The sequence below is a fragment of the Pseudomonas sp. PDM28 genome (assembly GCF_019219115.1).
Lineage (GTDB): Bacteria > Pseudomonadota > Gammaproteobacteria > Pseudomonadales > Pseudomonadaceae > Aquipseudomonas > Aquipseudomonas laurylsulfatiphila.
This window is the reverse complement of record NZ_JAHUWG010000005.1, coordinates 177948-196210: the sequence shown is the minus strand read 5'-3', so window position 1 is coordinate 196210 and position 18263 is coordinate 177948. Positions and strand designations below refer to the sequence as shown.

19 protein-coding genes are annotated in these 18263 nt (G+C 59.9%); 6 read left to right on the top strand and 13 right to left on the bottom strand.

All coding sequences use genetic code 11. The features are described from left to right. Positions 1 to 26 precede the first annotated feature (26 nt). Entirely contained in the window at positions 27 to 665 is a 639-nt protein-coding gene (locus KW841_RS12880) for a TetR/AcrR family transcriptional regulator (RefSeq protein WP_218476504.1), read from the top strand. A gap of 138 nt (positions 666 to 803) precedes the next feature. On the opposite strand, the gene KW841_RS12875 is transcribed toward KW841_RS12880, so the two are convergent. Next, the gene (locus KW841_RS12875; RefSeq protein ID WP_007975001.1) at positions 804 to 1586 is read right to left on the bottom strand and encodes a class I SAM-dependent methyltransferase; all 783 of its coding nucleotides are present in this window, start codon (positions 1584 to 1586) and stop codon (positions 804 to 806) included. Positions 1587 to 1679: 93 nt separating this feature from the next. Here KW841_RS12875 and KW841_RS12870 point away from each other — a divergent pair, with 93 nt between their 5' ends. After that, positions 1680 to 2300, top strand: coding sequence for an energy transducer TonB (locus KW841_RS12870; RefSeq protein WP_218476501.1), 621 nt, complete (start codon positions 1680 to 1682; stop codon positions 2298 to 2300). A gap of 3 nt (positions 2301 to 2303) precedes the next feature. Here the strand turns inward: KW841_RS12870 and KW841_RS12865 are convergent, their stop codons facing one another. The 6 genes from KW841_RS12865 to ppc all read right to left on the bottom strand — a co-directional run bounded on the left by KW841_RS12865 (position 2304) and on the right by ppc (position 8916). Further along, on the bottom strand, positions 2304 to 3125 hold the full coding sequence (locus KW841_RS12865; RefSeq protein WP_218476499.1) for an oxaloacetate decarboxylase: 822 nt from the start codon (positions 3123 to 3125) through the stop codon (positions 2304 to 2306). Positions 3126 to 3159: 34 nt separating this feature from the next. Next, positions 3160 to 4020 (bottom strand): DUF72 domain-containing protein, encoded by an 861-nt coding sequence (locus KW841_RS12860; RefSeq protein ID WP_217837353.1) that lies wholly within the window; start codon positions 4018 to 4020, stop codon positions 3160 to 3162. Next, positions 4020 to 4325: a hypothetical protein gene (locus KW841_RS12855; protein ID WP_218476497.1), complete on the bottom strand. Its 306-nt coding sequence runs from the start codon at positions 4323 to 4325 to the stop codon at positions 4020 to 4022. The genes KW841_RS12860 and KW841_RS12855 overlap by 1 nt, the downstream gene beginning before the upstream one ends. A 255-nt stretch (positions 4326 to 4580) precedes the next feature. Then, positions 4581 to 5255, bottom strand: a complete 675-nt coding sequence (gene tsaB, locus KW841_RS12850) for a tRNA (adenosine(37)-N6)-threonylcarbamoyltransferase complex dimerization subunit type 1 TsaB (RefSeq protein ID WP_218476495.1) — start codon at positions 5253 to 5255, stop codon at positions 4581 to 4583. A gap of 94 nt (positions 5256 to 5349) precedes the next feature. After that, a complete protein-coding gene (adk, locus tag KW841_RS12845) occupies positions 5350 to 5997 on the bottom strand; it encodes an adenylate kinase (RefSeq protein ID WP_218476484.1) in 648 nt (215 codons plus the stop codon). Positions 5998 to 6285: 288 nt separating this feature from the next. Next, a complete protein-coding gene (gene ppc / locus KW841_RS12840) occupies positions 6286 to 8916 on the bottom strand; it encodes a phosphoenolpyruvate carboxylase (protein ID WP_218476465.1) in 2631 nt (876 codons plus the stop codon). A gap of 201 nt (positions 8917 to 9117) precedes the next feature. On the opposite strand from ppc, the gene KW841_RS12835 reads away from it, so the two are divergent. The 4 genes from KW841_RS12835 to KW841_RS12820 all read left to right on the top strand — a co-directional run bounded on the left by KW841_RS12835 (position 9118) and on the right by KW841_RS12820 (position 12341). Next, positions 9118 to 9462, top strand: coding sequence for a hypothetical protein (locus KW841_RS12835; RefSeq protein WP_007975019.1), 345 nt, complete (start codon positions 9118 to 9120; stop codon positions 9460 to 9462). A 371-nt stretch (positions 9463 to 9833) separates the two neighbouring features. Beyond that, positions 9834 to 10247, top strand: coding sequence for a DUF4398 domain-containing protein (locus KW841_RS12830; RefSeq protein WP_102699407.1), 414 nt, complete (start codon positions 9834 to 9836; stop codon positions 10245 to 10247). Between the two features lie 45 nt (positions 10248 to 10292). Next, positions 10293 to 11090, top strand: a complete 798-nt coding sequence (locus tag KW841_RS12825; RefSeq protein ID WP_218476463.1) for an OmpA family protein — start codon at positions 10293 to 10295, stop codon at positions 11088 to 11090. A 144-nt stretch (positions 11091 to 11234) separates the two neighbouring features. Further along, a complete protein-coding gene (locus KW841_RS12820) occupies positions 11235 to 12341 on the top strand; it encodes a transposase (RefSeq protein ID WP_218476461.1) in 1107 nt (368 codons plus the stop codon). A gap of 150 nt (positions 12342 to 12491) precedes the next feature. On the opposite strand, the gene KW841_RS12815 is transcribed toward KW841_RS12820, so the two are convergent. From KW841_RS12815 to lysS, 6 genes are all read right to left on the bottom strand, one after another. Further along, positions 12492 to 12821: a hypothetical protein gene (locus tag KW841_RS12815; protein ID WP_007975029.1), complete on the bottom strand. Its 330-nt coding sequence runs from the start codon at positions 12819 to 12821 to the stop codon at positions 12492 to 12494. After that, positions 12818 to 13732, bottom strand: a complete 915-nt coding sequence (locus KW841_RS12810; RefSeq protein ID WP_104450707.1) for an alpha/beta hydrolase — start codon at positions 13730 to 13732, stop codon at positions 12818 to 12820. The genes KW841_RS12815 and KW841_RS12810 overlap by 4 nt, the downstream gene beginning before the upstream one ends. A gap of 144 nt (positions 13733 to 13876) precedes the next feature. Beyond that, on the bottom strand, positions 13877 to 15154 hold the full coding sequence (locus tag KW841_RS12805) for a flavohemoglobin expression-modulating QEGLA motif protein (protein WP_007975033.1): 1278 nt from the start codon (positions 15152 to 15154) through the stop codon (positions 13877 to 13879). 32 nt (positions 15155 to 15186) lie between these two features. Beyond that, a complete protein-coding gene (locus KW841_RS12800) occupies positions 15187 to 15741 on the bottom strand; it encodes a hypothetical protein (protein ID WP_218476451.1) in 555 nt (184 codons plus the stop codon). Between the two features lie 158 nt (positions 15742 to 15899). Beyond that, a complete protein-coding gene (locus tag KW841_RS12795; protein ID WP_081500975.1) occupies positions 15900 to 16604 on the bottom strand; it encodes a TetR/AcrR family transcriptional regulator in 705 nt (234 codons plus the stop codon). A gap of 113 nt (positions 16605 to 16717) precedes the next feature. Further along, complete coding sequence (gene lysS / locus KW841_RS12790) at positions 16718 to 18220, bottom strand: lysine--tRNA ligase (RefSeq protein WP_150732066.1); 1503 nt, start codon at positions 18218 to 18220, stop codon at positions 16718 to 16720. Positions 18221 to 18263 lie beyond the last annotated feature (43 nt).

Sequence of the window (18263 nt, the reverse complement as noted above, 5' to 3'; positions counted from 1 at the left end):
TCACCAGTCCAGTAATAAAAGCGAATATGCCAAACAATCTTTCAGCACCCAATGGCCCAGGCAGACCCAAGGATCTGGTCAAGCGCCAGGCGATTCTCGATGCGGCGAAAGTGCTGTTTCTGAGTAAGGGTTATGCCAATACCAGCATGGATGCCGTCGCAGCCGAGGCCGGTGTATCGAAGCTGACGGTCTACAGCCACTTCAACGACAAGGAGACGCTGTTCTCCTCCGCCGTGGTGGCCAAGTGCGAGGAACAGTTGCCCCCGCTGTTCTTCGAGTTGCCCGAAGGCGTGGCGGTGGAAACCGTGCTGCTGAACATCGCGCGCGGCTTTCATCAGCTGATCAACAGTGATGAATCAGTGAACCTGCACCGACTGATGATGACCTTGGGCAGCCAGGACCCGAAACTCGCGCAAATCTTCTTTGAGGCGGGCCCGGAGCGCATGCTGCATGGCATGGAACGCCTGCTGAGCCGGATCGACGAGAGTGGCGTGCTGAGCATCGACAAGCCACACAACGCCGCCGAGCACTTCTTCTGCCTGCTCAAGGGCGCCGGGAATTTCCGCTTGCTGTATGGCTGCGGCGAGCCGCCGGTCGGTGAGGAGGCGGAGAGCCATGTGCGGGAAGTGGTGGGGTTGTTTATGCGGGCTTATCGGCCTCAGTGAGCCTGACAGCATTGCGTTGACTGTACCGACGCCTTCGCGGGCAAGCCCGCTCCCACAGGGTCCGAGGTGTACTCGAATTTTGAACCCGGCACAAAACCTGTGGGAGCGTGGCTTGCCCGCGATGAAGGCGACTCGGTCTTAAGGCTTGAGCGCTTTCTTCGGATAAATATCGTACCGGCTCGACTTGCCATCCAGCGCATGGCTCGGCTTCGGTCCGTCGATGCACGGCGCCTTGCGCGGGCGCTTGACCACCACCCGGTGGCTGGCCAGGGCCAACGCCGCTTCGAGCAAGGCCGGCGCATCCGGGTCATCGCCCACCAGTGGCCGGAACAGGCGCATTTCCTTCTTCACCAGCGCGGTTTTCTCACGGTGCGGGAACATCGGGTCCAGGTAGATCACCTGTGGCGGTTCACCCTCCCAATTGCGCATCACCTCGATCGAGTTGCCCTTGAGCAGCCGCATGCGCGCCACGATCGGCGCCACGTCGAAGTCTTCCGCGCCACGGGCCAGGCCATCCTCCAGCAAGGCGCCGATCAGCGGCTGACGCTCGATCAGGCTCATCTCGCAACCGAGGCTGGCCAGCACGAACGCGTCCTTGCCCAGCCCTGCCGTGGCATCCAGTACCCGCGGGCGCACGCCCTGGGCGACACCAACAGCCTTGGCGATCATCTGCCCGCTGCCGCCGCCGTACAACCGGCGATGGGCCGCACCACCCTCGACGAAATCCACCCGCACCGGCCCCGGCGCGTCCGGCCCCAGCTGTTGCAACTGCAAACCCTGGTCGCCCACCTGCAAGGCAAATTCGCCGTCCGCCACTTGCATCGGCAAGCCCAGGCGCTCGGCCCATTGCTCGGCTTGTGACTCGAAAGCCGCGTCCAGGGCCTGGACATGGATGCGGCAGGCCGCGGGTTGATCAATCATCGGAAAACACGCTCAAAAAATTAATGATCGGCAAAAACTGCCGATAACAAAACTATCGAGCATTTTGCCAGAGCTGAGCGTCGACCGAGAGAAATGTCAGACATTCAACCCACAATCACAGGTTTTATATCGCCCTACGGCAATTACAACCTGCGAAATACCCAGGCACTGAGCGGTGTCAGTCACATCTGGCAGGATTTCTTTGCCCGTGCGCTGGCCGATCAGTCGGGTGATGTGCTGCCTGAATCACTGAATTTCCCGCCGGTCGATCTCGAAAGCCCGGTCGAGCCGACCGTTGGCAGCGATCTGCTGGAACACATCGTTTCCCAGCGTGAGTGCGACGTCAAAGAGACCGAGGTCCGCCCGCCAGAGCCTCTGTTCCTGCCAATTGCCGAATTCGAAATGGACCTGGCCGACAAGCCATTCCCACCGTTCCCGGCGGATGAAATCATCGCCCAGCAAAAACAACAGGACTTCGAAAGCGGCTGGGTTCGCCCGCTCGTGCTCAACGCCGGTCAGCCACTGCCGGAAGCCGGCCCTGCCCCGCAACCGCGCCCGCTGCACCTGCCGATTGCCGAATTCGAACTCGATCTGCTCGACAAGCCGTTCCCGCCGTTCTCTCCGGAAGAATTGGTGGAACAGCAGAAACAACTCGATTTCGACAATGGTTGGGCGCGCCCGATCATCCTGCAAAACCTGCGCATCGCCGCCTGACCCTCAGCCTTTGAAGAACTGATTGGCCTTCTGGTAGGGCATCGACCGTGAAGTGAAGCCGAACGTGCCTGATGTCTGGATTTCTTCGGCAGCGCGGAAGAATTCACCATAGGCCGCCAACGCCAGCGCCGAACCGACGCTGATGCGTTTGACGCCCATTTCAGCCAACTGCGCGACCGTCAGCTTCAAGCCGCCCGACATCAACACATTCACTGGCTTGGGCGCCACCGCGCGCACCACCGCCAACACATCCTCGGCACTGCGCAGACCGGGTGCGTAAAGCACATCGGCACCGGCCTCGGCGAATGCCTGCAAGCGGCGGATGGTGTCGGCCAGATCAGGATTGCCGTGCAGGAAGTTTTCGGCCCGGGCGGTCAATGTGAAGGGGAACGGCAAACTGCGAGCGGCAGCCACAGAGGCCTCGATGCGCGCCACAGCATGGTCGAAACAGTAGATCGGACCTTCTTCGCGGCCGGTGGCGTCTTCAATCGAACCCCCGACGGCTCCGACCTCTGCCGCGCGCAAGATGCTTTTCGCGCAGTCGGCCGGGTTGTCGGCAAAGCCGTTTTCCAGGTCCACGGCAACCGGCAGGTCAGTGGCGGCGACAATCGCCTGAACGTTCATCAGGGTATCGTCGAGGCTCAAGCCGCCATCGGCACGCCCCTGGGAAAAGGCATAACCGGCACTGGTGGTCGCCAGCGCCTCGAAGCCGAGGCTGGCGAGCATCTTCGCTGAACCGGCATCCCACGGATTGGGAATCACAAAAGCGCCGGAGCGTTCGTGAAGGGCTTTGAACGCCTGGGCTCGAAGGGTTTGCGCATCCATGGGGCAGCTCCTGAAGAGGGGGAAAGAATCCGCTTCAGAGCAGGCCAAGTTGCTCGGCGGCGGGTTCTCTGTATAGCTCAGGCAGCGCCGGCAAGCCAGGCAGACGCCGCATCAGCCTGGCGTGAAAACGCTGCGCCAGTTTCGCGGCCAGCAGGTTGTCGGCGGTGTGCAGGAAGATATACGGCGTGCGCCCTTCTTCGATCCACAGCGCGATTTTCTCGACCCAGGGCTCCAGGAACGGATCGTTGGCCTCAAGCACCGGATGGCCGATAAAACGCACCTGCGGACACTGCGTGAACGCCGCCGGACGCGGAGGCACACGGGGCTTCTTCGATTGAGCGTGAAGCACTGACGGCTCGGTCGATGTGCAACTGAACAACGCTCGGGGGTCAAGACAGATGCGTTCAACACCGCGATCCAGCAGCAGACGATTGAGCATCCGCTCGCTGTCACCCTTGGCGAAAAAATCGCCATGGCGCACTTCAACGGCCAGCGGGCGCTGCAGGGCATCGATAAATCCGGCCAGCTCGGGCAAGCGTTGGGGCGTGAAGTTTTTCGACAGCTGCAACCACAATGGCGACACCCGATCACCCAGCGGACTGAGCAATTGCAGGAAGGTTTCGGCGGCTGTCAGCTGTTCGCGCAGATCGCCACCGTGACTGATCTCGCCGGGAAACTTGGCGGTAAAGCGAAAGTGCTGCGGCATGGTTTCGGCCCAACGCTGCACGGTGCTGGCAGCCGGGCTGGCGTAGAAGGTCGTGTTGCCTTCTACGGCATTGAATACCTGGCAATAGAGATCAAGAAATTCAGCGGGTCGGGCGTGCGGTGGATACAGGTAATCGCGCCAGGCGTTCTCGCTCCAGGACGGGCAACCGAGGTAATACGGCAGCACCATCAGATGTACAGGTCGAGACCCAGCACGTCCGTATCCCAATCGACGAAACCGGCGGTACTCAGGTAGCTGGCCAACGCCGTCGCCACGCTTTTGCTCATGGCTCGGTGGTAAAGCATGTCTTGCTGACGGGCGGGAAGATTGCTCAGTTTTTGCGCAGAGGCTTTGGCGGCGCGGGCAGCCAGTTGCTCTTCAGTCGGGAATTCGGCCTCGCCTTCGATATCAATGGCGTCGTCTTCCACCACACGGACTTTGCGTGGCTTGCGCTTGATGGGGTAGGACTGAGAGGAAACGCCGTCGATACGCATACGTGCATACTCGGAATCAGTGATGGCAGTTTAGTGGCGCAAAACCCACTTCGCAAACCGCCGAGTGATAACTAGAACACATAAAAGGCAAAAGGTTTAAAAGCTGGGGTTAGAAAATGACGATTGGCAGAATTAGAGCAGAACACCAACTCTGTGGGAGCGGGCTTGCTCGCGAAGACGGTGTGTCAGGCAACAGAAATGTCGAATGTCATACCGCCTTCGCGAGCAAGCCCGCTCCCACAGGTACTGCGTGAATCAACGCGCTTTAGGCGTCGCCACTTTGTCCCGCAGATAAACCGGCTGTGCCTCGTCGGCCACGATCGCCTCGCCACGCGCCCAGGCAAATTGCGCCAGGGTCAACAGGTCTTCAGCGTGAGGCAACATGGCCGCGTCCTGGCCGCTCAGGTTGACCGCGATGCGTTCGCCATACCCCCAACCGGTGCCAGCGCCGAACCACTCGCCGCCGGCATCGGCCGGCAATGCCGCGGACTCCGGCGGCAGTACCGCTTCAGCGCCAACAAGACGCATCTCCCCGGTCGTTTCGCGGTAGCAACCCCAATACACTTCATCCATGCGCGCATCGATGGCAGCGGCGACCTGAGTGGCGCCATGTTCGCGCAATGCACGTTGCGCCAGCACGGCCAGGTTCGATACCGGCAGCACCGGGCGATCCAGGGCAAACGCCAGACCTTGCACCACGCCGATGGCGATGCGCACACCGGTGAAGGCACCCGGGCCACGGCCGAACGCAATGGCATCGACCGCTTGCAGGGTGGTGCCAGCATCGGCCAGCAATTGCTTGATCATCGGCAACAGCTTCTGCGCGTGCAGGCGCGGGATCACCTCGTAATGGCTCGTGACCTTGCCGTCATGCAGCAAGGCAACGGAGCAAGCTTCAGTCGCGGTGTCCAGGGCCAGCAAGGTGCTCATCGATGTATCCGTAACAAGAGGTCAGAAAAAGTGCGTCAGTATAAACAACTACGGCCCGCAAGCGGGCCGTGGATGATGAAGCGATTCAGACTTTTCAGCTCAGGGCTGCAAGCACCTTGGCGGTGATCGCTTCAACCGAACCGACGCCTTCGATATGGCTGTACTTCGGCTTGCCATTGGCAGCCGACAGCGTCTGGTAGAACTCCACCAGCGGCTTGGTCTGGGAGTGGTAGACCGACAGGCGATGACGCACGGTTTCTTCAGTGTCGTCCTTGCGCTGTACCAGCTCTTCACCGGTGATGTCGTCCTTGCCGGCGATTTTCGGCGGGTTGTAGACAATGTGGTACACGCGGCCGCTGGCCTCGTGAACACGACGACCGGCGATACGCTGGACGATTTCTTCGTCCTCGACGGCGATTTCAACCACTGCGTCCAGCTCGACGCCGGCAGTCACCAGGGCTTCGGCCTGGGGAATGGTGCGCGGGAAGCCGTCGAACAGGAAACCGTTGGCGCAGTCGGACTGGGCAATGCGGTCCTTGACCAGTGCGATGATCAGGTCATCGGACACCAGGCCACCGGCATCCATGATGCTCTTGGCCTTGATGCCCAGCTCGGTGCCGGCCTTGACCGCTGCACGCAGCATGTCGCCGGTGGAAATTTGCGGAATACCGAATTTTTCGGTGATGAACTTAGCCTGAGTACCTTTACCGGCCCCGGGAGCTCCCAGCAGAATGACGCGCATCGATGTGCTCCTCAATTTTTTATATGGATAACGTCAGATTCGCCTCGTGGGGCCAATCTCAAAAAAAGGGTCGTGGCCGCCCAAACGGCCAAAGGCTGATCAAGATACACAGCAGGCTGCGCCCACACAAGACGCCAAAAGTCGGAGAAACCGCTGCCTCCTGCGACCATTGCGCACGGTTCCCCAAGTCGCAACCCCAACATTAACTGTCGCCTGACAGCACTTTTCAACCCGTCCTGCGGCGGCATCCGCCTCACCTGCCGGATGCCTGCCCCCAAGGCAAAAACCTTAGCCGGTGTTACGCAAACCGGCGGCAATCCCCGCGACAGACACCAGCAGGGCCTGTTCTACCGGGCTGCCCTGCGCCACGTCCTGCACGCGTGAACGGGCCAGCAACTCGGCCTGCAATAGATGAAGCGGGTCGAGGTAAGTGTTGCGCAAGCGGATGAATTCAAGGGTCGCTGGGCTATGTGCCAGCAGCTGCGACTGCCCGGTCAGGCCGAGGACGATGGAGCACGCCTGCGACAATAGGTCGCGTAAGTGCGCACCCAATGGCAACAGATTCGGCTCCACCAGACGCTCGTCATAGGACTGGGCAATGTCGGCATCCGCCTTGGCCAGGACCATCTCCAGCATATCGATGCGGGTGCGGAAGAACGGCCATTGCTCACGCATCTGCCCCAGCAGTTCACCTTCACCACGCTCCAGTGCCTTGCTCAGGGCGGCTTCCCAACCCAGCCAGGCCGGCAACATCAGGCGCGTCTGGGTCCAGCCGAAGATCCACGGAATCGCCCGCAGGCTTTCGATCCCCCCGGCCCGGCGCTTGGCCGGACGACTGCCCAGGGGCAATCGACCGAGTTCCTGCTCCGGCGTGGACTGGCGGAAATACTCCACGAACTGCGGATTCTCCCGCACCACGGCGCGGTAGGCGCTGACACCGTCTGCGGCCAGTTCGTCCATCAAATGGCGCCACTCAGGCGTCGGTGGCGGCGGCGGCAGCAAGGTCGCCTCAAGCACGGCGGCCAGGTACAGGTTGAGGTTTTGCTCGGCGATGTCCGGCAGGCCGAATTTGAATCGAATCATTTCGCCCTGTTCGGTGGTGCGGAACCGCCCCGCCACCGAACCCGGCGGCTGCGACAGGATCGCCGCATGGGCCGGGCCGCCGCCACGCCCCACGGTGCCGCCGCGACCGTGGAACAGCAGCAGCTCCACTTGTTGTTCGCGGCAGATATCCACCAGTCGTTCCTGCGCCCGGTACTGCGCCCAGGCCGCCGCAGTGGTGCCGGCGTCCTTGGCCGAATCGGAATAGCCGATCATCACTTCCTGCGGCCCTTGCAGACGCGAGCGATAGCCGGGCAACAGCAGCAGTTTCTCGATCACCGGGCCGGCATTGTCGAGATCGGCCAGGGTTTCGAACAGCGGCACCACGCGCATCGGCCGCAGCACGCCGGATTCCTTGAGCAACAATTGCACCGCCAGCACATCGGAAGCGGCACCGGCCATCGAGATCACATAGGAACCGAGGGACGCCCCCGGTGCAGCGGCGATTTCCCGGCAGGTCGCCAGCACTTCGGCGGTATCGGCGGAGGGTTTGAAGTACGCCGGCAGCAACGGCCGGCGGTTATTCAGTTCACGCATCAGGAAGGCGATGCGTTCTTCCTCGCTCCAGTCCTCGTAGCGCCCCAGGCCGAGGTAGTCGGTGATTTCGGTCATGGCAGCGGTGTGTCGCGACGAATCCTGGCGCACATCCAGACGAACCAGGAACAGGCCAAAGGTCACCGCCCGGCGCAGGCAGTCGAGCAACGGTCCGTCGGCAATCACGCCCATGCCGCACTCGTGCAACGAGTGGTAGCACAGCTCCAGCGGGTCGAGCAGTTCGCGGTTGTTTTGCAGCACATCGGCCGGTGCCGGTGTGGGTGTCGACAACGAGGTGTGCGCCCAGTTGCGCGTCGCGCGCAGGCGTTCGCGCAGCTGTTTGAGCACTGCCCGGTAAGGTTCGGCGCTGTCACCCGCCTTGGCCTTCAATTCATCGCTGGCCTGCTGCATCGACAGTTCAGCCGCCAGGTGATCGACATCGCGCAGGTACAGATCAGCCGCCATCCAGCGCGCCAACAGTAAAACCTCTCGGGTCACCGCCGCCGTCACATTAGGGTTGCCGTCGCGGTCGCCGCCCATCCACGAGGCAAAGCGAATCGGCGCCGCCTCCAGTGGCAAGCGCAGGCCGGTAGCGGCGTGCAGGGCCTGGTCGGCCTTGCGCAGGTAATTGGGAATGGCCTGCCACAGCGAATGCTCGATCACCGCGAAACCCCACTTGGCTTCATCCACTGGTGTCGGACGCGTGCGGCGGATTTCCTCGGTGTGCCAGGCTTCGGCGATCAGGCGCTGCAAGGTGGCTTTGATCTGCTCGCGCTCGGCACGGGTCAGGTCACGGTGATCCTGCGCCGCCAGTTGCGCGGCGATGGCGTCGTACTTCTGGATCAGCGTGCGGCGCGCGACTTCGGTCGGGTGCGCGGTCAGCACCAGTTCAATCTCCAGTCGCCCCAATTGCCGGGCCAGTGCATCGGCACCATGGCCCTCGGCACGCAGGCGAGCGAGCAATTCGGGCAACACCCGGGCTTCGAACGGCGCCGGTTGAGACTCCTCCCGACGGTGAATCAACTGGTATTGCTCGGCGATATTGGCCAGGTTGAGAAACTGGTTGAACGCCCGCGCTACTGGCAACAGTTCGTCTTCGCTCAACTGGTTGAGGCTGGCGCTGAGCTCGGCGTCCATGGAGCCGCGCCGGTCCGCCTTGGCGCCCTTGCGGATCTGCTCGATCTTGTCGAGAAAACCGTCACCATATTGTTCACGAATGGTGTTGCCCAACAGCTCACCCAACAGGTGAACGTCCTCGCGCAAGCGTGCATCAATATCGGTCATCAGCAGGTCTCCAGCAAAAAATCCGGGCGGCTTGGAACCTAGAGAGTGCCGTCCCAGACAGGTTCTTACAAGCAAGTCGACGAAGGGCCTTCAAACCTTGCCTGTTGAAGCTAGTCTGAAGATAAGCCGTACAACGGCTATCGCCGGCCAACGCCGGACACTCACCCTGCCCGCCACGAGCGGTCGCGCCATGAGGTCACTATGAAAATCCGCGAGCTTGCCCACCACTGGGAAGAAAACGCCAAGGGTCGCCTGACCGACACCGGCTACTCGATTCATCTGGATGTGGAGTCTGCCGCACGGCTGGCCGCGCTCGTCGAGATGTACCCCAAGCGGCATCCCGAAGAACTGCTCGGCGATCTGATTGGCGCCGCACTCGAAGAGCTGGAAAGAAGCTTCCCGTACATCAAGGGCTCGACCGTGGTCGCCACTGACGAAGAAGGCGACCCGCTGTACGAAGACATCGGACCGACCCCGCGTTTTCTGGCGCTGTCCCGTCGGCATCTGCACGACATGTCGGTGCCGGACGACAAACAGAAACACTAATTATCCACAGAACCTGTGGGAGCGGGCTTGCTCGCGAAGGCGGTTTAACATTCAACATCTATGTTGATTGATACACCGCCTTCGCGAGCAAGCCCGCTCCCACACTGGCCCGTTTTTCACTTCAAAAATTGCGTTACTCCGGGCCTGAAAAGGTCCGGTATAGCGCTGTGCGTGACGTAAATCCCCGTCTTAGAGCCCTGTCGACCCGGTCAAAGTTTTTTCGATAGCTGGCTAAATTCTCTGAACTTTCAAAAAACGCCTCGGGTCAACCCAAGTAACCACGCCTGGGACGAGCGTTTCAAAACACCCCGCAATTGATGGCTTCAGCGCCCTGCCCAGGATGGATTCAATGCTTTTCAGGAGTTAGCCCAATGGAGTTGAAGACCATGAAAACCCGAACCGGCACATCCTCGTTCACTCATTCGCGCGGCCTCCAATTGGCGGCGCTGGCCCTCGGCAGCAGCCTGATCCTGGCCGGTTGCGCCGGTAATCCGCCGACCGAGCAGTACGCGGTGACCCAATCGGCCGTCAACGACGCCGTGAGCGCCGGCGGCACCGAGTTCGCCGCGGTGGAAATGAAGTCGGCCCAGGACAAGCTCAAGCAAGCCGAAATTGCCATGCACGACAAAAAATATGACCAGGCCCGGACACTTGCCGAACAGGCCGAGTGGGACGCTCGTGTCGCCGAGCGCAAGGCCCAGGCGATGAAGGCCGAACAATCCGTGAAGGACGCGCAGAAAGGCGTTCAGGAATTGCGTCAGGAAAGCCAGCGCACTGTTCAGTAAGCGGCGCGGCGCCACGCATTCCCACTCGACTAAAAGGACGAAATCATGAAACGCATTCAACTGATGATCCCAACCCTGCTGGCTGCCACCGTCGCTCTGGCGGCCTGCTCCACGCCGCCCAACGCCAACCTCGAACAGGCCCGCACCAACTACACCGGCCTGCAAGCTGACCCGCAGGCCAGCAAAGTCGCAGCCCTGGAAACCAAGGAGGCCAGCGATTATCTGGACAAGGCCGACCAGGCCTACAGGGACAAGCAAGACGCAGCCAAGGTTGACCAGCTTGCCTATCTGACCAACCAGCGGGTTGAAGTGGCCAAGCAGACCATTGCCCTGCGCACCGCTGAAGCCAATCTGAAAAACACTTCGGCACAACGGGCCGAGGCCCGTCTGGCAGGCCGCGATCAGCAGATCAAACAACTGAAGGACAGCCTCAACGCCAGGCAGACCGAGCGCGGGACACTGGTAACTTTCGGGGATGTGCTGTTCGCCACGGACAAGGCCGAACTGAAATCCAACGGCCTGATGAACATCAACAAACTGGCGCAGTACCTCCAGGAAAACCCCGACCGCAAAGTGATTGTCGAGGGTTATACCGACAGCACCGGTACCGCATCGCACAACCAGTCGCTCTCGGAACGTCGTGCGGATTCCGTGCGAGCGGCTCTGGTGAAGATGGGCGTCGACCCGGCGCGTATCGTTGCCCAGGGGTACGGCAAGGAGTATCCGGTGGCGGATAACTCAAGCACCTCTGGCCGGGCGATGAACCGCCGGGTGGAAGTGACGATTTCCAATGACAACCAGCCGGTGATGCCGCGTTCGGCGGTGAGCGCGAACACTCAATAGTTGGCCGGTGAACTAAACAAAAGCCCCGTCTGATCTGTTCAGACGGGGCTTTTTGTTTTTACTTCGTCGTCACTGTTATTTTTGATAGCAGATAAAACTCCTCGCAAAAGTTATGAAGGGCTTCAAAACTTTGAGGAAGGAACCATGAAACTGTCAGCTGCTTTATTACTGTCCTGTTTGATCGCAACAACGATGGCTTACGCGAACGCACCAGATGCCGTGAACAACGATGCCATTCTTACCGACATCCCCCTGCCTGAAACCGGCGTTGACCAGCGGCCCGTTGTTGGGGAAAAGACCGTCTTGTTGATAGCCACTCACTGGCAAGACAGTAAAGGAATAGACATGCAAAAACTTTATGCAGACACCGCCTCAGAACAACCCGGGTCTCTAAGTGATTACATACGACAAGCCTCAATGGGCAAATTAACGTTTAAATGGACGACGACTACCGTGAGGATTCCTATGCCGTATCCAGGATGGGCAACCGCTATCAGGGACGCTGCAGAGGAGGCCCTGAAACAGGGCCATGATTTTAAACAGTACGACTTCTTTATGGTTATCGAAAACGGCCCTGGCGGAGGTCAAGCATGGATGCCGGGGAGCTCGCTGATTGTGCGCGGGCAGTATGGAGGCCACTATTTATGGGCACATGAGTTCGGTCATAACCTCGGATTCAATCACGGAGAAACCTACACGAAATGTCCAAAAGACAACGATACGGTCTTTGCTCCCGATCAATGCGAGATCAAACCGGCTATCCCCGCAACCGACACCGGGGATCCGGTATCACAGGGAAGAGGCCTCTATCCTGCAAATTATCGTTGGTATGCCGGTTGGCTGGATAACTCTCAAGTAGCGGTAATCGAGCGCTCTGGCATCTATCGCCTGGGTGTACTGGGCCAAAGTGGACCGCAACTGTACCTCATCAATCGCACTGGATTGACTCCGAGGCAAATCGCACTTGAGTACCGCCAGCCCAGCTACTACGACAACTTCCCACTTACCGACAATCGAGTGAACGGCGTTTGGGTGAGATATACAAGCATCGGAGGAACCGTAAGTAACATTCAACTCGATGCTACACCGGAAACTGCCACGACGAGTGACCCGACATTACAACCGGGAAGAACATTGGTTGATGACAGCGCCAAAATAAAAGTCAAGGTTTGCTCCACTGATACGTCGGGGGCCTCGATAGCCGTCTCCGTCGGCGGAGAAACATTACCTGACTGTGATCCTCCAACATAAGTATCCACTGCAAGATGCAGTTACCGGTCCTGTCCCGATGTTTCCGGCGGCTCTTCATTACCAGCTGCCACAATTACTGTAATTACAGGGACTGGTACATCGAAAAGCCTGTCACTAACAGACAGGCCTTCCTCATCCTCAGCTAAAAAACTAGGGTTCGAGCTTCTGCGGCGTCTCCTGCCCCATGCAACGCACGGCTTTTTTCTTGCTGTCGACCAGCACGCCCGTCAGGCCTTTCTGTTCCATGTCAAACAGCACCAGCACGCCATCGATGCACTGCGCCACTTGTGCCGCCGGTTCCAGTGAGACCTTGTAGTCTTCGCCCGGAATGGTCTTGAGCATGGTGAATTCGTTGAGCAGCAACGCATCCTCAGGCTTGGCGAAGTGCAGGTAGCCGTACCACCACAGGGCACCGACGGTGCCGAGGATGCTGCAGATACCGGTGATTATCAGCGGGATGGCGTTACGTTCTTCACTCATTGCGGACTCTCTGGTGGTTCATCTTCAGAATTCGGGGGTGCCGGGTAATTGGGGATTTCACCCAGGCGGCGCAGGCCGTTGAAATGCTGCGGGTCATCGAGATAGCGCAGCATGACGTTACGCCAGACCGGGTCGGCGAACGTCTGCACGTGACCGCCACGGGTCAGTTGCAACACCCGCGGCGGCGGCGCAGCTTGATACAGTCGGATGCCGTTGGAAAGAGGCACGATCGGATCGTCGATGCTGTGGTAGATCAGTTTCGGCACGTCTTTAAGCTGCGCCATGGAGTTGATCGCGCTGTCGCCGTCCGGCACCAGCCACGACAACGGCACCTGGAACGTCCAGAACACCCATGAATTACTCAACGCATAGCGACCGACGCTGCGGTAACTGGCGGGTACGCCGTCGAGGACAAAAGCCTTGAGTTGTTTCTGCCGTTGCGGGTGCTGGACCAGGTAATGCACGGCCATCGAGCCACCGAGACTCTGGCCGAGCAGGATCAGCGGCTTGCCTTGAACCTCCGGCGCCTTGTCCAGCCAGGCGAACGCCGCATCGATGTCCTGGTAGATGGCCGGCAGGCTCGGTTCGCCTTCGGACAGGCCGTAACCGCGATAGTCCACAAGCAACACCTGGTAACCATTTTTCGGCAACCAGAAGCTGCCGCCAAGGTGCATGGGCAGGTTTCCGCCATTGCCGTGCAAGTGCAGCACCGTACCCTTGACCTCAACCCCCTGCTTCACCGGCAGCCACCAGGCATTCAGCTTGAGGCCATCGGCGGTGTTCAAGGTGATGGTGCGATACTCGAGCCCGGCCTTTTCCGGGGTGAACAACTGGCCGGGTTCCGGGTAGAACAGTAGCGAGCTGCAGCCATTCAAGACCAGGAAAAGGCAAAGGATGCCGAGGATTCTCATCCGTTGAAACCTCGCAAGTATTGAGTTGGAACACATCACCTGTGGGAGCGAGCTTGCTCGCGATGGCGGTGTATCAGACAACAGAAGTGTTGAATGTGAGACCGCTATCGCGAGCAAGCTCGCTCCCACAGGGGAATTCATTGTTCACAGGATATTGGAGTAATCCGCCTCGATCCGGTCCAGGCTCAAGTGGTTCAAGAAGTTCGAGAAGCACATCCACGCCGACAACGCGTTCATGTCGCGGAACTGTTCCGGCAGGTACTTGGGCGGCACCACCAGCCCTTCATCCACCAACTGGCGCAAGGTACGCATGTCTTCTAGGGTGGTCTTGCCGCAGAACAACAGCGGTATCTGCTCCAGCTTGCCTTTGCGCACGGCCAGTTGAATGTAGTTGTAAATCATGATGAAGCCCTTGAGGTAGGACAAGTCTTTGGTAAATGGCAGACCTGTCGGCACCGAGCCGCGGAACACGCGGCTGGCGTTGCTGTAGCTCTCGGGCATCTCGAAGCCTTGCTCACGGAAGAACTCGAACACCTGCAGGAAATCCGCGCCCTCTTCCACCATGTGAATCGCACGCGTACGGTTGGTCAGTTTGCGCAGACGGCTCGGGTACGAGGCGAAGGTGATGATTTCCATCAGGATCGCCAGACCTTCCTGGGTGACTGTCGACGAAGGCGGGCCTTTGGCGAGGAAGGTGCAAATCGGCTGGTTCAGGCCGTTGAGCGTGGTGCCGACGTGCACCAGCCCTTCATGGACCTCCAGGGCGCGCACATCGCGCTGGTTGAACATCGCGTCGGAGCGGATCTTGATGTAGTCGGCGCCGGCCGCCGCATCGGCGACGATGCCGTCGGACTCGAACACCCGGATGGTTTCCTCGGCTTCGCCAAACACCTTGTTCAACCGGTGCTGCAACAGGTCGACCGCATCCTTGGCCGTCAGCGTCTTCGGTTCGTCCTTGAGGTCGCCACGGCCGTCGATGTTGTTCAGGTATTCGGACAGCATCATGCCCAGGTCGGACAGGGTCGGGTCGCCGGCATGGAATGCGTCGGACGCGGCGCCGTACAACTCCTGTGAAATCAGACCGAAATCCTCGGTGCCGCGCGCTTCGAGCATGCGCACCACCATGCGGTACTCCTTGCACATGCGCCGCATGATCTGGCCGACAGGGTTGAACTGGCCGAGCTGGCGGGTGATGTCGCGCTCGATGTTCTGGAACTCCAGCTTCACTTTGCTGGAGTCGAACGCCAGCGGCCGGTTGAGGTAGTAGTCGCGGTCCACCGCCGGCATTTCCTTGCCCTTGGCCTTGAGGAAGCCCTTGCGAATGTTGTCGTCCCATTTGACCGCATCGAGTACGCGGATCGGCGTCTGTGCCAGCACGATGCGATCGGACAAAATGCGTATCGACTGTTGGTAATCGTCCACGCGAAACTCCTGTAGAAACCTGTGGGTGCTGCTTACTTGGCTTTGGCCTGGCGCTGATAGCGCACCGCTTCGACGAACACATCGGAATTGGCCGGGTCGTCGAGGTAGGCGGTGACTTGATTCATGTGGCTGTCGATCAATACGCCATCACCATCGCTGGTCTGGAAGCTTTCACCGCTCAGGGCGTTCTGCTTGATGGCCTGGTTGATCTGTTCGAGGTCGAGGTTGTAGACCACCAACTCATGTTTGTCGGTCAGCTCAAAACCGCCGAGGGTGAAATGCCCGCCGAACTGCGCCGGCACCTTTGCCGACAGGTACCAGCGGCTGCCATGACGCGACACTGTGAAAGGATAGGCCTCCCGCGCCCCGGGCCTGGCCCGGTAATAGCTGACGGCCTGATAGCGGTTGTCGCCGATGCGGGTCAGTTCGAGGTTGAGCGCTTCGCCCCAGGCATTGGTGCTGGTCCATTTGCCGAGTAATCCTTTGGGCGCGGGGTCGCTTGCAGGCAGCGGCTCCTTGAAGGACACCAGACAGCCACTGAGCAGCAAGAACGACAAGGCGATCACAACGACACGCCAGGCTTTCATTCAATACTCCCTATGAATACACACCGCCCTAAGGTCGACACATTCCCCTGTGGGAGCGAGCTTGCTCGCGATGACGGTGTGTCAGACAACATTAATGTTGAATGGTAAACCGCTATCGCGAGCAAGCTCGCTCCCACAGGGGAAAGCACCAGCCGGGACTACTCCGACGCCAGCACCAGGTGCATGTAGCGCGTCAGGATGCCGAGCATTTCCTCTTCGGCGGCAGGCTCGTCTACGTTGAGCAGGCCCTGATATTCCATCCGGCCGATAATCGCCGTCAACACCTTGGCATCCTGATGCGGCTCCCGCGAGCCCAGCACCTGGAACAGCTGGCAAGAGCCCTGCAACAGGATTTGCTGATGCGAACGCACCAGTTCGGCCAGGCGCGGGTTAAGCAACGCCTCTTGGCGGAACGCCTGCTCGGCCATCAGGTGTTCGCGGCGATTGATCAGTTGCCGGTGAACGTAATCGGTCATCAGCCGTGCAATATCGTCCGCCAGTTTCGAGCGCGCCTGCGGGCTGCCATCGCCACTGGCGATCATGTCACGCAGCAGGCCCTCGTTGTTCACCCACAGCTTGCCCATGTACGCGGCACTGCGCTCCACGTATTGGGCGAAGGTATCGGTGAGCAGGTCATCGATATCCTTGAAATAGTAAGTGGTTGCCGACAACGGCACCTGCGCCTCGGCGGCCACCGCACGGTGCCGTACGGCGCGCACGCCGTCGCGCACGACAATGCGCATCGCAGCGTCGAGAATGTCCTGTCGACGCTGCTCACTGCCCTGTCGGCTGGCCTTGCGACCCTGGTACTGAACACTTTCAGCGACCGCAGTGGCGATACCCGCTGCACCTTCTTGAGCCATTGCACGAATCACGACAGGTATTTCCTCTCAGATGAAAGTAACAAGTTGATACGTTTGTACCAGACAGGCAATAAAAAAGCCGCCTGAAAAGGCGGCTTTTTTAATTGAAACACTTACGCTTGCGGCCGCATGTGCGGGAACAGGATCACGTCGCGGATCGACGGGGAGTTGGTCAGCAGCATCACCAGACGGTCGATACCGATGCCTTCACCCGCCGTTGGCGGCATGCCGTACTCGAGCGCACGCACGAAGTCGGCGTCGTAGTGCATGGCTTCGTCGTCGCCGGCGTCCTTGTCGGCCACCTGGGCCATGAAACGCTCGGCCTGGTCTTCCGCGTCGTTCAACTCGGAGTAGGCGTTGGCGATTTCACGACCACCGATGAACAGCTCGAATCGGTCGGTGACGTTCGGGTTGTCGTCGTTACGACGGGCCAGCGGCGACACTTCGAACGGGTACTGGGTAATGAAGTGCGGCTGTTCCAGCTTGTGCTCGACCAGCTCTTCGAAAATCATCACCTGCAGCTTGCCCAGGCCTTCGAAGCCCAGCACCTTGGCGCCGGCTTTCTTGGCGATGGCGCGAGCCTTGTCGATGTCGTTCAGGTCGTCGGCGGTCAGCTCGGGGTTGTACTTGAGGATCGAGTCGAACACCGACAGGCGCACGAACGGCTCGCCGAAGTGAAACACCTTGTCGCCGTACGGCACGTCGGTGCTGCCCAGAACCAGCTGCGCCAGTTCACGGAACAGTTCTTCGGTCAGGTCCATGTTGTCTTCGTAGTCGGCGTAGGCCTGGTAGAACTCCAACATGGTGAATTCAGGGTTGTGACGAGTCGAAACGCCTTCGTTACGGAAGTTGCGGTTGATCTCGAACACCTTCTCGAACCCGCCAACAACAAGCCGCTTGAGGTACAACTCCGGTGCAATGCGCAAGAACATTTCCATGTCCAGCGCGTTGTGGTGGGTTTCGAACGGCTTGGCTGCCGCGCCGCCCGGAATGGTCTGCAGCATCGGCGTTTCCACTTCCAGGAAATCACGCTTCATCAGGAAGCTGCGGATGTGGGCGATGACTTGCGAACGCACGCGGAACGTCTGGCGCACGTCTTCGTTGACGATCAGGTCAACGTAGCGCTGGCGGTAGCGCTGTTCGGTGTCGGTCAGGCCGTGGTGCTTGTCCGGCAGCGGACGCAGGGATTTGGTCAGCAGGCGCACGCTGGTCATTTCAACGTACAGGTCACCTTTGCCGGAACGGGCCAGGGTGCCTTCGGCGGCAATGATGTCGCCCATGTCCCAGGTTTTCACCGCGGCCAGGGTTTCTTCGGACAGGGTCTTGCGATTGACGTAGACCTGGATACGACCGGTCATGTCCTGGATCACCATGAACGAGCCACGGTTGAGCATGATACGACCGGCAACCTTGACCGGGATCGCAGCCTCTGCCAGCTCTTCCTTGGTCTTGTCCGCGTACTGTTTCTGCAGTGCATCGCAGTAGTTTTCGCGGCGGAAGTCATTCGGGAAGGCATTGCCCTTGGCGCGCTCGGCAGCAAGCTTTTCCTTGCGCAGGGCGATCAGGGAGTTTTCTTCCTGTTGCAGGGCTTGCGGGTCGAGTTCTAGGTCGCTCATGTCTTTAAATATTCCATCTGGTTCGTTTTCCCCGGCCTGCGGC